The following is a 15,181-nucleotide window of genomic DNA, read 5'->3' as shown; positions in this document are numbered from 1 at the left end:
GAGAAATCTCAGTAAATCATAGAGAAAGCACGATAAGAATAAAATAATTTGGATCAAATAAAAACAGGCCGGACACAGGCATCACTGCTTTATCCGACCTGAGAGCGTTTATAATTTTAAGCCGGACAAGCGCTAGCGCCATCCGGCAGACAATTAACGCTTAATAGCAGACTTAAAATCGCGCTTGTCGTAGCCGGTGTACAGCTGACGCGGACGCGCGATTTTCATGCCGTCGGTGTGCATTTCGTTCCAGTGTGCAATCCAGCCAACGGTACGTGCCATGGCGAAGATCACGGTGAACATGGAGGACGGAATACCCATCGCTTTCAGGATGATGCCGGAGTAGAAGTCTACGTTCGGGTAGAGTTTCTTCTCGATGAAGTACGGGTCGTTGAGCGCAATGTGCTCAAGTTCCATCGCCACTTCCAGCAGATCATCTTTGGTGCCCAGTTCTTTCAGTACTTCATGGCAGGTTTCACGCATGACGGTAGCGCGCGGGTCATAGTTTTTATAAACACGGTGACCAAAGCCCATCAGGCGGAAGGAATCATTCTTGTCTTTCGCGCGGCGAACAAATTCCGGAATGTGTTTAACAGAGCTGATTTCTTCCAGCATTTTCAGCGCAGCTTCGTTTGCGCCGCCGTGTGCCGGTCCCCACAGGGAAGCAATACCTGCCGCGATGCAGGCAAACGGGTTAGCGCCAGAAGAGCCCGCGGTACGTACGGTAGAGGTTGAGGCGTTCTGTTCGTGGTCAGCGTGCAGGATTAAGATACGGTCCATTGCGCGTTCCAGAATCGGATTCACTTCGTATTTTTCGCACGGCGTAGAGAACATCATGTTCAGGAAGTTACCGGCGTAGGAGAGATCGTTACGTGGGTACACGAACGGCTGCCCGATGGAATATTTGTAGCACATCGCTGCCATGGTTGGCATTTTGGACAGCAGGCGGAAGGCGGCGATTTCACGGTGACGCGCGTTGTTTACATCCAGCGAGTCATGATAGAACGCTGCCAGCGCTCCGGTTACACCGCACATAACGGCCATCGGGTGAGAGTCGCGGCGGAAACCGTGGAACAGACGGGTGATCTGCTCGTGGATCATGGTATGGCGAGTGACTGTGGTTTTGAACTCGTCGTACTCTTCCTGCGTCGGTTTTTCGCCGTACAGCAGGATATAACACACTTCCAGATAGTTGGACTCGGTCGCCAGTTGGTCAATCGGGAAGCCGCGATGCAGCAAAACACCTTCGTCACCGTCGATGAAAGTAATTTTGGATTCGCAGGATGCGGTAGAGGTGAAACCTGGGTCAAAAGTAAACATCCCTTTTGAGCCAAGGCTACGAATATCAATAACATCTTGACCGAGCGTACCTTTCAGCACATCCAGTTCAATAGCAGCGTCACCATTTAGAGTGAGTTTTGCTTTAGTATCAGCCATTTACGGTCTCCTTAGCGCCTTATTGCTTAAGACTGCCGGAACTTAAATTTGCCTTCGTGCATCAATAAACCGTTACCAGTTTGTTATTTGGCTCGCCGCTCTGCGAAAGAGGGGATGACCTGGGTACAGAGCTATGGGCGCTTGCAGGTAAAACGGTCTTTTCATGGCGAATAAACTGCAAATCAAGAACTTAGCAATCCGAATTATTTAACCTGTCTATCACTAATAACTGTCCTGAAGGTATTGGTCAATACTTCCACACTGTTACATAACTAAATCTCCGGTGAAAGAGTGACCCCATAACTTTTACGCATTATATGCTTTTTCTGGTGTCGTTTGTAACAACTTTGTTTAATGATTGTCAAATCAGATGATTAAAAATTAAAATAATGTTGTTATCGTGACCTATGTCACTGTTCGGGATAAAACCCGACAAACTATATGTAGGTTAATTGTAATGATTTTGTGAACGTCCTATACTGCCGCCAGGTCTCCGGAATACCCTGCAATCCCGAGCCAACCAGCGTTGTAACGTGTCGTTTTAGCATCTGGAAGCAGTGTTTTATATGACGCGTAGTTATAGTAAGGACGCTGTCTGACCCGCACGCAGACCGGAGGAAGGAAATCCCGTCGTCTTTCAGGCTACAGGTGTCTTCATCTTCTGTACCCGAAGTCTAAAGGGAATAATAAGAACAGCATGTGGGCGTTATTCATGATAAGAAATGTGAAAAAACAAAGACCTGTCAATCTGGATCTGCAAACGATCCGGTTCCCAATCACGGCGATAGCGTCCATTCTCCATCGCGTATCCGGAGTGATCACCTTTGTGGCGGTCGGGATTCTGTTGTGGTTATTGGGTACCAGCCTTTCCTCCCCTGAAGGTTTCCTCACCGCGTCATCCATTATGAATAACTTCTTTGTGGAGTTAATTCTGTGGGGGATCCTGATTGCGCTGGCATATCACGCCGTAATGGGCATTCGCCATCTGTTGATGGATTTTGGCTATATCGAAGAAACCCTCGAAGCAGGGACACGCTCCGCCAAAATTTGTTTCGTTATCATTGTCGTGCTTTCACTTCTCGCAGGAGTCCTCGTATGGTAAGCAACGCCTCCGCATTAGGACGCAACGGCGTACATGACTTCATTCTGGTCCGTGCTACCGCTATCGTTCTGACGTTATACATCATCTATATGGTCGGTTTCTTCGCCACCAGCGGCGAGCTGACGTATGAAGTCTGGACCGGTTTCTTCTCATCGGCATTCACCAAAGTCTTCACCCTGCTGGCACTCTTCTCCATCTTGATTCATGCCTGGATTGGCATGTGGCAGGTGTTGACCGACTACGTTAAACCTCTGGCTGTGCGCCTGATTCTGCAACTGGCTATCGTCATTGCGCTGGTGGTTTACGTCATTTATGGATTTGTTGTGGTGTGGGGTGTGTAATGAAACTGCCAGTCAGAGAATTTGATGCTGTTGTGATTGGTGCCGGCGGCGCAGGTATGCGCGCGGCGCTGCAAATTTCCCAGAGCGGTCAGACCTGTGCGCTGCTCTCCAAAGTGTTCCCAACCCGTTCCCATACCGTATCCGCGCAGGGTGGCATCACCGTTGCGCTCGGTAATACCCATGAAGATAACTGGGAATGGCACATGTACGACACCGTTAAAGGGTCGGACTACATTGGTGACCAGGACGCTATTGAATATATGTGTAAAACCGGTCCGGAAGCGATTCTGGAGCTGGACCACATGGGGCTGCCGTTCTCTCGCCTCGACAATGGCACAATTTATCAACGTCCGTTTGGCGGCCAGTCGAAGAACTTCGGCGGCGAGCAGGCGGCTCGTACTGCGGCAGCGGCCGACCGTACCGGTCATGCGCTGTTGCACACGCTGTATCAGCAGAACCTGAAAAACCATACCACCATCTTCTCCGAGTGGTATGCGCTGGACCTGGTGAAAAACGCCGATGGCGCCGTTGTCGGTTGTACCGCGCTGTGTATCGAAACCGGTGAAGTGGTTTACTTCAAAGCCCGCGCGACCGTGCTGGCGACCGGTGGTGCTGGCCGTATTTATCAGTCCACCACTAATGCCCACATCAATACCGGTGACGGTGTTGGTATGGCTATCCGCGCTGGCGTGCCGGTGCAGGATATGGAGATGTGGCAGTTCCACCCAACCGGTATCGCCGGTGCAGGCGTTCTGGTAACAGAAGGCTGCCGTGGTGAAGGTGGCTACCTGCTGAACAAACATGGCGAGCGCTTCATGGAGCGTTATGCCCCGAATGCGAAAGACCTGGCGGGTCGTGACGTGGTGGCGCGTTCCATCATGATCGAAATTCGCGAAGGTCGCGGCTGCGACGGCCCGTGGGGTCCGCACGCCAAACTGAAACTCGACCACCTGGGTAAAGAAGTACTGGAATCCCGTCTGCCGGGTATTCTCGAACTGTCCCGTACCTTTGCTCACGTTGACCCGGTCAAAGAGCCGATTCCGGTTATCCCAACCTGCCACTATATGATGGGCGGTATTCCGACCAAAGTAACCGGTCAGGCGCTGACCGTGAATGAGCAGGGCGAAGATGTGGTGATCCCTGGGCTGTTTGCCGTCGGCGAAATCGCCTGCGTGTCGGTTCACGGCGCCAACCGTCTGGGCGGCAACTCGCTGCTGGACCTGGTAGTATTTGGTCGTGCGGTTGGTCTGCATCTGCAGGAATCCATCGCTGAGCAGGGTGACCTGCTGGATGCGACCGAAGATGAAATCGACGCTTCTCTGGCGCGTCTGAACCGCTGGAACGGTAACCGTAACGGTGAAGACCCGGTGGCGATTCGCAAAGCGCTGCAAGAATGTATGCAGCATAACTTCTCGGTATTCCGCGAAGGCGATGCGATGGCGAAAGGTCTGGAAGAGCTGAAAGCGATCCGCGAACGCCTGAAAAATGCCCGTCTGGACGATACCTCCAGCGAGTTCAACACCCAGCGCGTTGAGTGTCTGGAGTTGGATAACCTGATGGAGACCGCGTACGCCACTGCAGTATCTGCAAACTTCCGTACCGAAAGCCGTGGCGCGCATAGCCGCTTCGACTTCCCGGAACGTGATGATGAAAACTGGCTGTGCCATTCCCTGTACCTGCCAGAATCGGAATCCATGACGCGACGTCAAGTCAATATGGAACCGAAGCTGCGCCCGGCATTCCCGCCGAAGATTCGTACTTATTAATGCGGAGACAGGACAATGAAACTCGAGTTTTCAGTTTATCGCTATAACCCGGATGTTGACGACGCTCCGCGCATGCAGGATTACACCCTGGAGGCGGAAGAAGGGCGCGACATGATGCTGCTGGATGCATTGATGCAGCTGAAAGAAAAAGATCCGTCGCTGTCGTTTCGTCGCTCCTGCCGTGAAGGGGTTTGTGGCTCCGACGGTCTGAACATGAACGGCAAAAATGGACTGGCCTGTATCACTCCTATTTCTGCGCTGAATCAGCCGGGCAAAAAAATTGTCATTCGCCCGCTGCCGGGTTTACCGGTTGTGCGCGATTTGGTGGTAGACATGGGGCAATTCTACGCACAGTATGAGAAGATTAAGCCTTACTTGTTGAATAATGGGAAAAATCCGCCAGCTCGTGAGCATTTACAAATGCCAGAGCAGCGTGAGAAGCTCGATGGGCTGTATGAATGTATTTTGTGTGCATGCTGCTCAACGTCCTGCCCATCATTCTGGTGGAACCCGGACAAATTTATTGGCCCGGCAGGCCTGCTGGCAGCGTATCGCTTCTTAATTGATAGCCGCGATACCGAGACCGACAGCCGCCTGGAAGGTTTAAGTGACGCTTTCAGCGTATTCCGCTGCCATAGCATCATGAACTGCGTCAGCGTATGTCCGAAAGGACTGAACCCGACGCGCGCCATCGGCCATATTAAGTCGATGCTGCTCAAACGTAGTGCGTAAGTAGTTGTAGTGGTTGCCGGATGGCGACGTAGCGTCTTATCCGGCCTACGGGTTACGTACCTTGTAGGCCTGATTAGCGAAGCGCCATCAGGCAATTTAAGTGCAGGAAACCTCTAAAAACTGCCACATTATTAGACAGTTTTTAAAGGTTCCTTAGCGGACGCAGATGACACGACAGTCCGCAACAAGTGAACCCCGGCACGCACATCGGTGTGCGTGGTAGTATCCACGGCGAAGTAAGCATACAAATGCTTAAGGGATCACGATGCAGAACAGCGCTTTGAAAGCCTGGTTGGACTCTTCTTACCTCTCTGGTTCTAACCAGAGCTGGATAGAACAGCTCTATGAAGACTTCTTAACCGACCCTGACTCGGTAGATGCTAACTGGCGTTCGACGTTCCAGCAGTTACCTGGTACCGGAGTCAAACCGGATCAACTTCACTCAAAAACACGTGATTATTTCCGTCGACAGGCGTTGATTACCCCACGTTACTCTTCTTCTATTTCCGACCCTGATGCCAATGTGAAGCAGGTTAAAGTCCTGCAGCTCATTAACGCCTACCGTTTCCGCGGTCATCAGCATGCGAATCTTGATCCGCTGGGACTGTGGCAGCAAGAAAATGTGGCCGATCTGGACCCGTCTTTCCACGATCTGACCGATGCGGATTTCCAGGAAAGCTTTAACGTAGGTTCTTTTGCCGGCGGCAAAGACACGATGAAGCTGAGCGACCTGGTTGTTGCGCTGAAACAAACCTACTGCGGCCCAATTGGCGCCGAGTACATGCACATCACCAGCACCGAAGAAAAACGTTGGCTTCAGCAGCGTATCGAGTCTGGCCGTGCCGCATTCAGTAGCGAAGAGAAGAAACGTTTCCTCAGTGAACTGACCGCAGCAGAAGGTCTGGAACGCTACCTGGGCGCTAAGTTCCCGGGCGCGAAACGCTTCTCGCTGGAAGGCGGCGATGCGTTAATCCCAATGCTCAAAGAGATGATCCGCCACGCCGGCAACAGCGGTACCCGTGAAGTGGTACTGGGCATGGCGCACCGTGGTCGTCTGAACGTTCTGGTTAACGTACTGGGCAAACGCCCGCAGGAACTGTTCGACGAATTTGCGGGCAAACATAAAGAACACCTCGGCACCGGTGACGTGAAGTACCACATGGGCTTCTCGTCAGATATCGAAACCGAAGGCGGTCTGGTGCACCTGGCGCTGGCGTTTAACCCGTCGCACCTGGAAATCGTTAGCCCGGTGGTTATCGGTTCCGTACGTGCGCGTCTGGATCGTCTGGACGAGCCGAGCAGCAATAAAGTCCTGCCAATCACCATTCACGGTGATGCGGCAGTTACCGGGCAGGGCGTGGTTCAGGAAACCCTGAACATGTCGAAAGCGCGTGGTTACGAAGTGGGCGGTACCGTTCGCATCGTTATCAACAACCAGGTGGGCTTCACTACGTCTAACCCGCTGGATGCGCGTTCTACACCGTACTGTACCGACATCGGTAAGATGGTTCAGGCGCCGATTTTCCACGTGAACGCGGATGACCCGGAAGCGGTCGCTTTCGTGACCCGCCTGGCGCTGGATTTCCGTAATACCTTTAAACGCGATGTCTTTATCGATCTGGTGTGCTACCGCCGTCACGGCCACAACGAAGCCGACGAGCCGAGCGCAACCCAGCCGCTGATGTATCAGAAAATCAAAAAGCATCCGACCCCGCGCAAAATCTACGCTGATAAGCTGGAAGCGGACAAAGTCGCCACACTGGAAGATGCGACCGAGATGGTCAATCTGTACCGTGACGCGCTGGATGCTGGCGAATGCGTAGTGAAAGAGTGGCGTCCAATGAACATGCACTCCTTCACCTGGTCGCCGTACCTCAACCACGAATGGGATGAAAACTACCCGAACAAAGTTGAGATGAAGCGTCTGCAGGAGCTGGCAAAACGTATCAGCACCGTACCTGAAGCGGTTGAAATGCAGTCGCGTGTTGCCAAGATTTACGGCGACCGCCAGGCCATGGCCGCAGGCGAGAAGCTGTTTGACTGGGGTGGTGCAGAGAATCTGGCTTACGCCACGCTGGTTGACGAAGGCATTCCGGTCCGTCTGTCGGGTGAAGACTCCGGTCGCGGAACCTTCTTCCACCGTCACGCGGTGATTCATAACCAGGCGAACGGTTCAACCTACACGCCGCTGCAGCATGTGCATAACGGACAAGGCACCTTCCGCGTATGGGACTCCGTGCTGTCTGAAGAAGCCGTGCTGGCGTTCGAGTACGGTTATGCCACAGCAGAACCACGCACGCTAACCATCTGGGAAGCACAGTTCGGTGACTTCGCTAACGGTGCACAGGTCGTTATCGACCAGTTCATCTCTTCCGGCGAGCAGAAATGGGGCCGTATGTGTGGTCTGGTTATGCTGCTGCCGCACGGCTATGAAGGTCAGGGTCCGGAGCACTCCTCCGCGCGTCTGGAACGTTATCTGCAACTTTGCGCTGAGCAAAACATGCAGGTTTGCGTCCCGTCTACCCCAGCGCAGGTTTACCACATGCTGCGTCGTCAGGCGCTGCGCGGTATGCGTCGTCCACTGGTGGTGATGTCACCGAAGTCGCTGCTGCGTCATCCGCTGGCGGTGTCTACGCTGGACGAACTGGCAAATGGTACTTTCCTGCCAGCCATTGGCGAAGTAGATGAACTTGATCCTAAAGGCGTGAAGCGTGTCGTGATGTGTTCTGGTAAGGTTTATTACGACCTGCTGGAGCAACGCCGCAAGAACGACCAAAAAGATGTCGCCATTGTGCGCATCGAACAGCTCTATCCGTTCCCGCATAAAGCGGTGCAGGAAGCGCTGAAACCATTTGCTCACGTACATGATTTTGTCTGGTGCCAGGAAGAGCCGCTCAACCAGGGCGCATGGTACTGCAGCCAGCATCATTTCCGTGAAGTAATTCCATTTGGGTCAGCTCTGCGTTATGCAGGTCGCCCGGCCTCTGCCTCTCCGGCAGTAGGGTATATGTCCGTTCACCAGAAGCAGCAACAAGATCTGGTAAATGACGCGCTGAACGTCGATTAAATAAAGGATAAATAATGAGTAGCGTAGATATTCTTGTTCCCGACCTGCCTGAATCCGTAGCGGATGCAACGGTTGCAACCTGGCACAAAAAACCGGGCGATGCAGTACGTCGTGATGAAGTACTGGTAGAAATCGAAACTGACAAAGTGGTACTGGAAGTACCGGCATCAGCGGACGGTATTCTTGATGCGGTTCTGGAAGATGAAGGGACAACCGTCACTTCTCGCCAGATCCTCGGTCGCCTGCGTGAAGGCAACAGCACCGGTAAAGAAACCAGTGCTAAGTCTGAAGAGAAAGATTCTACTCCGGCACAGCGCCAGCAGGCGTCTCTTGCTGAGCAGAACAACGATGCCCTGAGCCCGGCGATCCGTCGCCTGCTGGGTGAGCATAACCTCGAAGCCAGCGCTATCAACGGCACCGGTGTCGGCGGTCGTATCACCCGTGAAGATGTTGAAAAACATCTGGCGAAAGCTCCGGCTGCGAAAGCCGAAGCAAAAGCGCCGGCTGCAGCACCTGCACCGCAGGCTCAACTGGGCGCGCGTGGCGAAAAACGTGTTCCGATGACCCGTCTGCGCAAACGCGTAGCCGAGCGTCTGCTGGAAGCGAAAAATTCTACCGCCATGCTGACCACGTTCAACGAAGTCAACATGAAGCCAATAATGGACCTGCGTAAGCAATACGGTGATGCGTTCGAGAAACGCCACGGTATCCGTCTGGGCTTTATGTCTTTCTACGTGAAAGCGGTTGTTGAAGCGCTGAAACGCTATCCGGAAGTGAACGCGTCCATCGACGGCGATGACGTGGTTTACCACAACTACTTTGATGTCAGCATGGCGGTCTCCACGCCGCGTGGCCTGGTCACGCCGGTCCTGCGTGATGTGGATCTGCTGGGTATGGCTGACATTGAGAAGAATATTAAAGAACTGGCAGTTAAAGGTCGCGACGGCAAGTTGACGGTCGAAGATCTGACGGGTGGTAACTTCACCATCACTAACGGTGGTGTGTTCGGTTCCCTGATGTCCACGCCGATCATCAACCCACCGCAGAGCGCCATCCTGGGTATGCATGCCATCAAAGATCGTCCGATGGCGGTAGACGGCAAGGTTGAAATCCTGCCGATGATGTATCTGGCGCTGTCTTATGACCACCGTCTGATCGATGGTCGTGAGTCAGTAGGCTTCCTGGTAACCATTAAAGAGTTGCTGGAAGATCCAACGCGTCTGCTGCTGGACGTGTAGTTAATAAGAGTATCACCTGCCCCGTAGGTCTGGACGCTTATCAGACCTACGGGTAAAAGATAACGATTACCTGAAGGATGGACAGAACACATGAACTTACATGAATATCAGGCAAAACAACTTTTTGCCCGCTATGGCTTACCGGCACCGGTGGGTTATGCCTGTACTACTCCGCGTGAAGCCGAAGAAGCTGCATCTAAAATCGGCGCTGGCCCGTGGGTAGTGAAATGTCAGGTTCACGCTGGTGGCCGTGGTAAAGCGGGCGGTGTGAAGGTGGTAAACAGCAAAGAAGACATTCGCGCTTTTGCTGAACACTGGCTGGGTAAACGTCTGGTCACTTACCAGACAGATGCTCATGGCCAACCGGTAAATCAGATTCTGGTTGAAGCCGCGACCGACATTGGTAAAGAACTTTACCTCGGCGCAGTTGTTGACCGTAGCTCCCGTCGCGTGGTCTTCATGGCCTCTACCGAAGGCGGCGTGGAAATCGAAAAAGTAGCGGAAGAAACCCCGCACCTGATCCACAAAGTGGCGCTCGATCCGCTGGCAGGCCCGATGCCTTACCAGGGTCGTGAGCTGGCGTTCAAACTGGGTCTGGAAGGTAAACAGGTTCAGCAGTTCACCAAGATCTTCATGGGTCTGGCGACTATCTTCCTGGAGCGCGATCTGGCGCTGATCGAAATCAACCCGCTGGTGGTGACCAAGCAGGGTGACCTGATCTGCCTCGACGGTAAACTGGGCGCTGACGGCAACGCACTGTTCCGCCAGGCTGACCTGCGCGAAATGCGCGACCAGTCTCAGGAAGATCCGCGTGAAGCGCAGGCTGCACAGTGGGAACTGAACTACGTCGCACTGGACGGTAACATCGGTTGTATGGTTAACGGTGCGGGCCTGGCAATGGGCACCATGGACATCGTTAAGCTGCACGGCGGCGAACCGGCTAACTTCCTCGACGTTGGCGGCGGTGCGACCAAAGAGCGTGTAACCGAAGCGTTCAAAATTATCCTTTCCGATGACAATGTTAAAGCCGTACTGGTTAACATCTTCGGCGGTATCGTACGTTGCGATCTGATCGCTGACGGTATCATCGGCGCGGTAGCAGAAGTAGGTGTAAACGTTCCGGTCGTGGTACGTCTGGAAGGTAACAACGCTGAACTCGGCGCGAAAAAACTGGCTGATAGCGGCCTGAATATTATTGCAGCGAAAAGTCTGACGGATGCAGCTCAGCAGGTTGTTGCCGCAGTGGAGGGGAAATAATGTCAGTTTTAATTAATAAAGATACCAAGGTTATCTGCCAGGGCTTCACCGGTAGCCAGGGGACATTCCACTCCGAACAAGCGATCGCCTACGGTACGCAAATGGTCGGTGGCGTTACGCCGGGCAAAGGCGGCACCACGCATCTGGGTCTGCCAGTGTTCAACACCGTACGTGAAGCGGTAGAAGCGACCGGCGCAACCGCCACCGTTATCTATGTTCCGGCACCGTTCTGCAAAGATTCCATTCTGGAAGCAATCGATGCAGGCATCAAGCTTATCATCACCATCACCGAAGGTATCCCAACGCTGGATATGCTGACCGTGAAAGTGAAGCTGGATGAAGCTGGCGTACGCATGATCGGCCCGAACTGCCCAGGCGTTATCACTCCGGGTGAATGTAAAATCGGTATCATGCCGGGCCACATTCACAAGCCGGGTAAAGTGGGTATCGTTTCCCGTTCAGGTACCCTGACCTATGAAGCGGTTAAGCAGACCACCGACTATGGTTTCGGCCAGTCTACCTGTGTGGGTATCGGTGGCGACCCGATCCCTGGCTCTAACTTCATCGACATCCTGAAGCTGTTCCAGGAAGATCCGCAGACTGAAGCGATCGTCATGATCGGTGAGATCGGCGGTAGCGCGGAAGAAGAAGCGGCTGCTTACATCAAAGATCATGTAACCAAGCCGGTTGTGGGTTACATCGCGGGCGTGACTGCGCCGAAAGGTAAGCGTATGGGTCACGCGGGTGCGATCATCGCGGGTGGTAAAGGTACGGCGGATGAGAAATTCGCTGCGCTGGAAGCTGCAGGTGTGAAAACTGTTCGTAGCCTGGCCGATATCGGCGAAGCGCTGAAAACCGTTATTAAGTAAGAAATAAAAAAACAGCCCTGACTCTCTGCATAGTCAAGGGCTGGTCCCATTTCGACATGGTTGGCCATCTGATGATGGCCTTTTTTTTGCTGGGAATTTAGCGTTCAGCCAGCGTTTTCAACCAGCGAATTCCGCTTTCCGGTGAGGTCATTACCGGCACCGGCGGGGAAGGGAGCTGTTGTAAAACGCGCGCCATCGAAGCCTGCGCCAGCATCACGACATCCGCGTGGGTAAAGGCGCTCTGTAACCCTTCACTGACGATACGGTCATGGGTATCCATATCTCCCGCCAGCAGCGCGTGGAATGCATCCTCCATTAATACAGGCGTAATGGTTCGTGATTTACCGCTTTGCTGAACTTTACGCTGGACGTAATCCAGCGTTGGCTTCAGCGTGGTTGCCTCAGTTGCCAACACGGCGATCCGCTCGCCTTTTCCAATCGCCTCTTCTACCATCGCGCAGTCAATGCGCGCGAGCTGGAGTGGAGTCATAAACTGGCATTGCTCCACCGCAGTACCAATTGAAGAGCAGGCGGTAATAAAGATATCGCAGTCCGCCTTTTCAGCAATATGCACATAGTCGGCGATGCGGGCGGCAATATTTGGCGATACGCCTCCGGCTTTCATCACCTGTTTAATCATAGATTCTTCAACCAGGTGCATCACTTCGACCTCCGGCATGATGTCGGCGATCAGTTGTTGCATCATCGCAAGGGTGGCTGCACTGGTATGCAGCATGGCGACCTTTTTCATTGGGCAATCTCCTTAAGTAATATTTCTGCGACGGACAGCGCCGCATCATGATCTTCCTGCGCGGATAAACCACCTACCGCGACGGCTCCAAGGCATTTCCCCTGGTGCAGAATAGGGATCCCGCCCGGCAGCGCCGTAAAACGCGGATCGGCAAAATAGCTAATATCCAGTTGCTCTTTTTGCAGACGCTGTAAAAATGCCTGCGTGGTGCAGCCCAGGCGGCTGCTGGTGCGCGCTTTACGCTGGGTTAACTCGATGGTTAACAGTTTGGCGTTATCCATCCGCGCAAAGCTGAGCAGTTCTCCATTGGCATCGCATACGGCCACGCTTAACGGGCGATTTGCATAACGTGTTTCGGCGAGTTCGAGCGCACAGGTTACGGCGCGCAGGGCCTGTCCCAGAGTGAGAGTTGTCATCGTGATTATCCTTTCGACAGATTTTCGCAAGCAGGTTGAACGGGATCTTTGGCTGCTGCTACCTGCGCCTGTCTGGCGTCTTTTTTGCGCCAGTAGTTGGCGAGCAGCGAGCCGCTAACGTTACCCAGCGGTGTCATCACCGCTGATGCGAGTCCAACCGTTGCCAGTTTGCCCATCGCGGCGGCAAGCCCTGACGCCATACCGCCGTTTTGCAGGCCGACTTCAAAGGCCACGGTACGGGCAGACTGCACGTCCATGCGGAAGATCCAGCGGCTCATCAGATAACCAATCAGGAAGCCGCCGAGGTTACGCATCAACATGGCGAAGCAGAGCAGGAAACCGACCTGCACCAGGTTGTCGCGCCCGGCTGCGGCGGCGGTGGTGGTAAAGAAAATGATCCCCATCATTGAGATGGTTGGCATGACCTTCTTCACGCCCGCCACGCGGCCATACAGCCAGTTGTAGAACAATGCCCAAACGAGGCCGCCTGCTACGAAGTTGAGGACCACCGCGTACATCTGCGCTTCGGCGCTGGCATGACCAAACAGCGCGTCCCAGCCGCCGGCAATCATATACAGCAGCCAAATTGCGCCGATCCCGGCCAGCATCTGGACAACACGGCGTCCGCGCACGCCTGCATAGGTTTTCAGATAGTCATGCAGAATTGCTGCGCCGATGGGAATTAATACGATTTTCACCACGTCCATCACCATCGCGGTGAGCTGGATATCGATCATCGAACCCGCCAGCAGATTAACCCACAACGGTGTCATTACCGTTGCCGCCAGCGTTGAGACTGCGGCGATTGATACCGCCAGCGCGAGGTTGGCGTTGGCGATGTAAACCATCACCGTCGACGAGAGACCGCTGGGGCAAGCGCCAATCAATAAAATGCCTACCGCGACTTCAGGCGGAAAATCAAAGATCAGGGTAATGCTCAGGCCGAGCAGGGGCATGATCACGAAATGGCAGAAGGTACCGATAAAAACTGCCCACGGCATTTTGGCGACATCAATAAAATCCTGGATCGTTAGCTTGGTGCCCATGCTGAACATGGTGGCCTGAATCACAAGGAACACGATCCATTTATGGGTGATATTGAAACCGCCCCAGACGATCAGATCCGTAGACCAGGTCATGGCGGCAACAAAACCAGCGATGATCCACAGCGTAAACTGATAGCTGCGTAAACCAGGCCAGTAGCCTGCACCGGCGGCGAATCCGACGGTGAACATCACCAGCCCCGGCTGCCACAGCGCCGTGGACTGGATGAGCGCGCCGATAATCGCCAGCGCCGCGCCCGCAACGCTGACGCCGAGTCCGGTTTTGTGAATAACAGTGGTCATAGTCATGTTGAAATGTCCTTGCTGTTGTTATTGCTGCCGGGGTGGAATAGATAACATGCGCCGCGCAATTTCCGGCGTAGCAACTTTTTTATCCATACTGCGAATGAGCGTAGCGAGTTTGGTGACCTGCTGATAATTATGCTGAGCTTTCTCTTCGACGCTTAAATAATAACTATCTTCAAAGCCGATTCGCACTTCACTGGCACCCATAGCGACCGCGGCAGCGATAATATCGAAATTCCTTCTGCCAAAATGAGTAATTCCCCATAAGGCTTCGCGTGGGATCATGCTACGCAGAGCAATTAATGCATCAACGGTTGCAGGCGTACTGCCGCGGTGACCGAGAACAATATTAAAGAGCATAGGTTTTTGAAATTTTATTTTATCTTCAAGGTTCAGGATGTTATTAATCATGCCGATTTCAAAAACTTCAAACTCTGGAATAATATTGCGTTCAGTTATTTGCCGTGAACAATATTCCACGTCCGGACCGGGATTAAAATACACCGCATCACCGAGGTTAACGGAACCGACGTTCAGCGAGGCCATCTCCACGCCGGGGCAGGCCAGTGGCGCGCAGCGCTCGGCGATGGACATCGAAGAGACGCCGCCGGTAGAAGCCTGAATAATCAGGTTTGAATGGCGCATAACGCGGTCAATTGTTGCCTGAAAGTCGGTAGTATCTGGCGTTAGGCGTCCCTGTTTATCGCGAACGTGTAAATGGACGATGGACGCGCCATGTTCTACGCTGGCGAGTATTTCCTGCGCCAGTTCTTCGGGTATAACTCTGGGGCAATCCGCGGCAACGGGTGCCAGCGAAATAATAACAGTATCCGACATTTTTTCCTCCGGTACAGAG

At 53.5% G+C, this 15,181-nt stretch carries 13 protein-coding genes and 1 pseudogene; 8 read left to right on the top strand and 6 right to left on the bottom strand.

Features of this window, described 5'->3' with window-relative positions:
* Nucleotides 1-153: 153 nt before the first annotated feature.
* Both ACHHZ7_RS01700 and ACHHZ7_RS01695 read right to left on the bottom strand, forming a co-directional pair.
* Nucleotides 154-1,437 carry a citrate synthase gene (locus tag ACHHZ7_RS01700; RefSeq protein WP_060682567.1) on the bottom strand — a complete coding sequence of 428 codons (1,284 nt, stop codon included), beginning with the start codon at nucleotides 1,435-1,437 and terminating at the stop codon, nucleotides 154-156.
* 203 nt (nucleotides 1,438-1,640) lie between these two features.
* Nucleotides 1,641-1,751, bottom strand: a pseudogene (locus ACHHZ7_RS01695) (hypothetical protein).
* Nucleotides 1,752-2,134: 383 nt separating this feature from the next.
* Between ACHHZ7_RS01695 and sdhC the strand changes: the two are divergent.
* The 8 genes from sdhC to sucD all read left to right on the top strand — a co-directional run bounded on the left by sdhC (nucleotide 2,135) and on the right by sucD (nucleotide 11,809).
* A complete protein-coding gene (sdhC, locus tag ACHHZ7_RS01690) occupies nucleotides 2,135-2,539 on the top strand; it encodes a succinate dehydrogenase cytochrome b556 subunit (RefSeq protein WP_003831406.1) in 405 nt (134 codons plus the stop codon).
* Nucleotides 2,533-2,880 (top strand): succinate dehydrogenase membrane anchor subunit, encoded by a 348-nt coding sequence (gene sdhD / locus ACHHZ7_RS01685; RefSeq protein ID WP_060682566.1) that lies wholly within the window; start codon nucleotides 2,533-2,535, stop codon nucleotides 2,878-2,880. The genes sdhC and sdhD overlap by 7 nt, the downstream gene beginning before the upstream one ends.
* On the top strand, nucleotides 2,880-4,646 hold the full coding sequence (gene sdhA, locus ACHHZ7_RS01680) for a succinate dehydrogenase flavoprotein subunit (RefSeq protein WP_003831409.1): 1,767 nt from the start codon (nucleotides 2,880-2,882) through the stop codon (nucleotides 4,644-4,646). The genes sdhD and sdhA overlap by 1 nt, the downstream gene beginning before the upstream one ends.
* Nucleotides 4,647-4,661: 15 nt before the next feature.
* Complete coding sequence (gene sdhB, locus ACHHZ7_RS01675) at nucleotides 4,662-5,378, top strand: succinate dehydrogenase iron-sulfur subunit SdhB (protein ID WP_003022921.1); 717 nt, start codon at nucleotides 4,662-4,664, stop codon at nucleotides 5,376-5,378.
* Nucleotides 5,379-5,643: 265 nt separating this feature from the next.
* Nucleotides 5,644-8,445, top strand: a complete 2,802-nt coding sequence (sucA, locus tag ACHHZ7_RS01670) for a 2-oxoglutarate dehydrogenase E1 component (RefSeq protein WP_003831411.1) — start codon at nucleotides 5,644-5,646, stop codon at nucleotides 8,443-8,445.
* Between the two features lie 14 nt (nucleotides 8,446-8,459).
* Nucleotides 8,460-9,683: a 2-oxoglutarate dehydrogenase complex dihydrolipoyllysine-residue succinyltransferase gene (odhB, locus tag ACHHZ7_RS01665; RefSeq protein ID WP_003022925.1), complete on the top strand. Its 1,224-nt coding sequence runs from the start codon at nucleotides 8,460-8,462 to the stop codon at nucleotides 9,681-9,683.
* A gap of 90 nt (nucleotides 9,684-9,773) precedes the next feature.
* Nucleotides 9,774-10,940 (top strand): ADP-forming succinate--CoA ligase subunit beta, encoded by a 1,167-nt coding sequence (gene sucC / locus ACHHZ7_RS01660; protein WP_003022927.1) that lies wholly within the window; start codon nucleotides 9,774-9,776, stop codon nucleotides 10,938-10,940.
* Nucleotides 10,940-11,809 carry a succinate--CoA ligase subunit alpha gene (gene sucD / locus ACHHZ7_RS01655; RefSeq protein ID WP_003022929.1) on the top strand — a complete coding sequence of 290 codons (870 nt, stop codon included), beginning with the start codon at nucleotides 10,940-10,942 and terminating at the stop codon, nucleotides 11,807-11,809. The genes sucC and sucD overlap by 1 nt, the downstream gene beginning before the upstream one ends.
* Nucleotides 11,810-11,906: 97 nt before the next feature.
* Here the strand turns inward: sucD and ACHHZ7_RS01650 are convergent, their stop codons facing one another.
* From ACHHZ7_RS01650 to ACHHZ7_RS01635, 4 genes are read right to left on the bottom strand one after another with little or no spacing between them, the layout of a single operon-like run.
* The gene (locus tag ACHHZ7_RS01650) at nucleotides 11,907-12,560 is read right to left on the bottom strand and encodes an aspartate/glutamate racemase family protein (RefSeq protein WP_060682565.1); all 654 of its coding nucleotides are present in this window, start codon (nucleotides 12,558-12,560) and stop codon (nucleotides 11,907-11,909) included.
* Nucleotides 12,557-12,976: a heme-binding protein gene (locus tag ACHHZ7_RS01645; RefSeq protein WP_060682564.1), complete on the bottom strand. Its 420-nt coding sequence runs from the start codon at nucleotides 12,974-12,976 to the stop codon at nucleotides 12,557-12,559. The genes ACHHZ7_RS01650 and ACHHZ7_RS01645 overlap by 4 nt, the downstream gene beginning before the upstream one ends.
* A 5-nt stretch (nucleotides 12,977-12,981) precedes the next feature.
* Nucleotides 12,982-14,328: a bile acid:sodium symporter family protein gene (locus ACHHZ7_RS01640; protein ID WP_060682563.1), complete on the bottom strand. Its 1,347-nt coding sequence runs from the start codon at nucleotides 14,326-14,328 to the stop codon at nucleotides 12,982-12,984.
* A gap of 21 nt (nucleotides 14,329-14,349) precedes the next feature.
* Entirely contained in the window at nucleotides 14,350-15,162 is an 813-nt protein-coding gene (locus ACHHZ7_RS01635; protein WP_060682562.1) for a 3-keto-5-aminohexanoate cleavage protein, read from the bottom strand.
* Between the last annotated feature and the right edge of the window lie 19 nt (nucleotides 15,163-15,181).

It is taken from the genome of Citrobacter freundii complex sp. 2024EL-00216 (genome assembly GCF_043945515.1).
GTDB lineage: Bacteria > Pseudomonadota > Gammaproteobacteria > Enterobacterales > Enterobacteriaceae > Citrobacter > Citrobacter portucalensis.
This window is presented reverse-complemented; position numbering and strand designations above follow the sequence as displayed.

Excerpts from the sequence above, each read along its gene's own strand:
- sdhB (WP_003022921.1), top strand. The coding sequence starts at position 4,662 with ATGAAACTCGAGTTTTCAGTTTATCGCTATAACCCGGATGTTGACGAC.
- ACHHZ7_RS01650 (WP_060682565.1), bottom strand. The coding sequence starts at position 12,560 with ATGAAAAAGGTCGCCATGCTGCATACCAGTGCAGCCACCCTTGCGATG.
- sdhD (WP_060682566.1), top strand. The coding sequence starts at position 2,533 with ATGGTAAGCAACGCCTCCGCATTAGGACGCAACGGCGTACATGACTTC.
- ACHHZ7_RS01635 (WP_060682562.1), bottom strand. The coding sequence starts at position 15,162 with ATGTCGGATACTGTTATTATTTCGCTGGCACCCGTTGCCGCGGATTGC.
- odhB (WP_003022925.1), top strand. The coding sequence starts at position 8,460 with ATGAGTAGCGTAGATATTCTTGTTCCCGACCTGCCTGAATCCGTAGCG.
- sucA (WP_003831411.1), top strand. The coding sequence starts at position 5,644 with ATGCAGAACAGCGCTTTGAAAGCCTGGTTGGACTCTTCTTACCTCTCT.
- sucC (WP_003022927.1), top strand. The coding sequence starts at position 9,774 with ATGAACTTACATGAATATCAGGCAAAACAACTTTTTGCCCGCTATGGC.
- sdhA (WP_003831409.1), top strand. The coding sequence starts at position 2,880 with ATGAAACTGCCAGTCAGAGAATTTGATGCTGTTGTGATTGGTGCCGGC.
- sdhC (WP_003831406.1), top strand. The coding sequence starts at position 2,135 with ATGTGGGCGTTATTCATGATAAGAAATGTGAAAAAACAAAGACCTGTC.
- ACHHZ7_RS01640 (WP_060682563.1), bottom strand. The coding sequence starts at position 14,328 with ATGACTATGACCACTGTTATTCACAAAACCGGACTCGGCGTCAGCGTT.
- ACHHZ7_RS01645 (WP_060682564.1), bottom strand. The coding sequence starts at position 12,976 with ATGACAACTCTCACTCTGGGACAGGCCCTGCGCGCCGTAACCTGTGCG.
- sucD (WP_003022929.1), top strand. The coding sequence starts at position 10,940 with ATGTCAGTTTTAATTAATAAAGATACCAAGGTTATCTGCCAGGGCTTC.
- ACHHZ7_RS01700 (WP_060682567.1), bottom strand. The coding sequence starts at position 1,437 with ATGGCTGATACTAAAGCAAAACTCACTCTAAATGGTGACGCTGCTATT.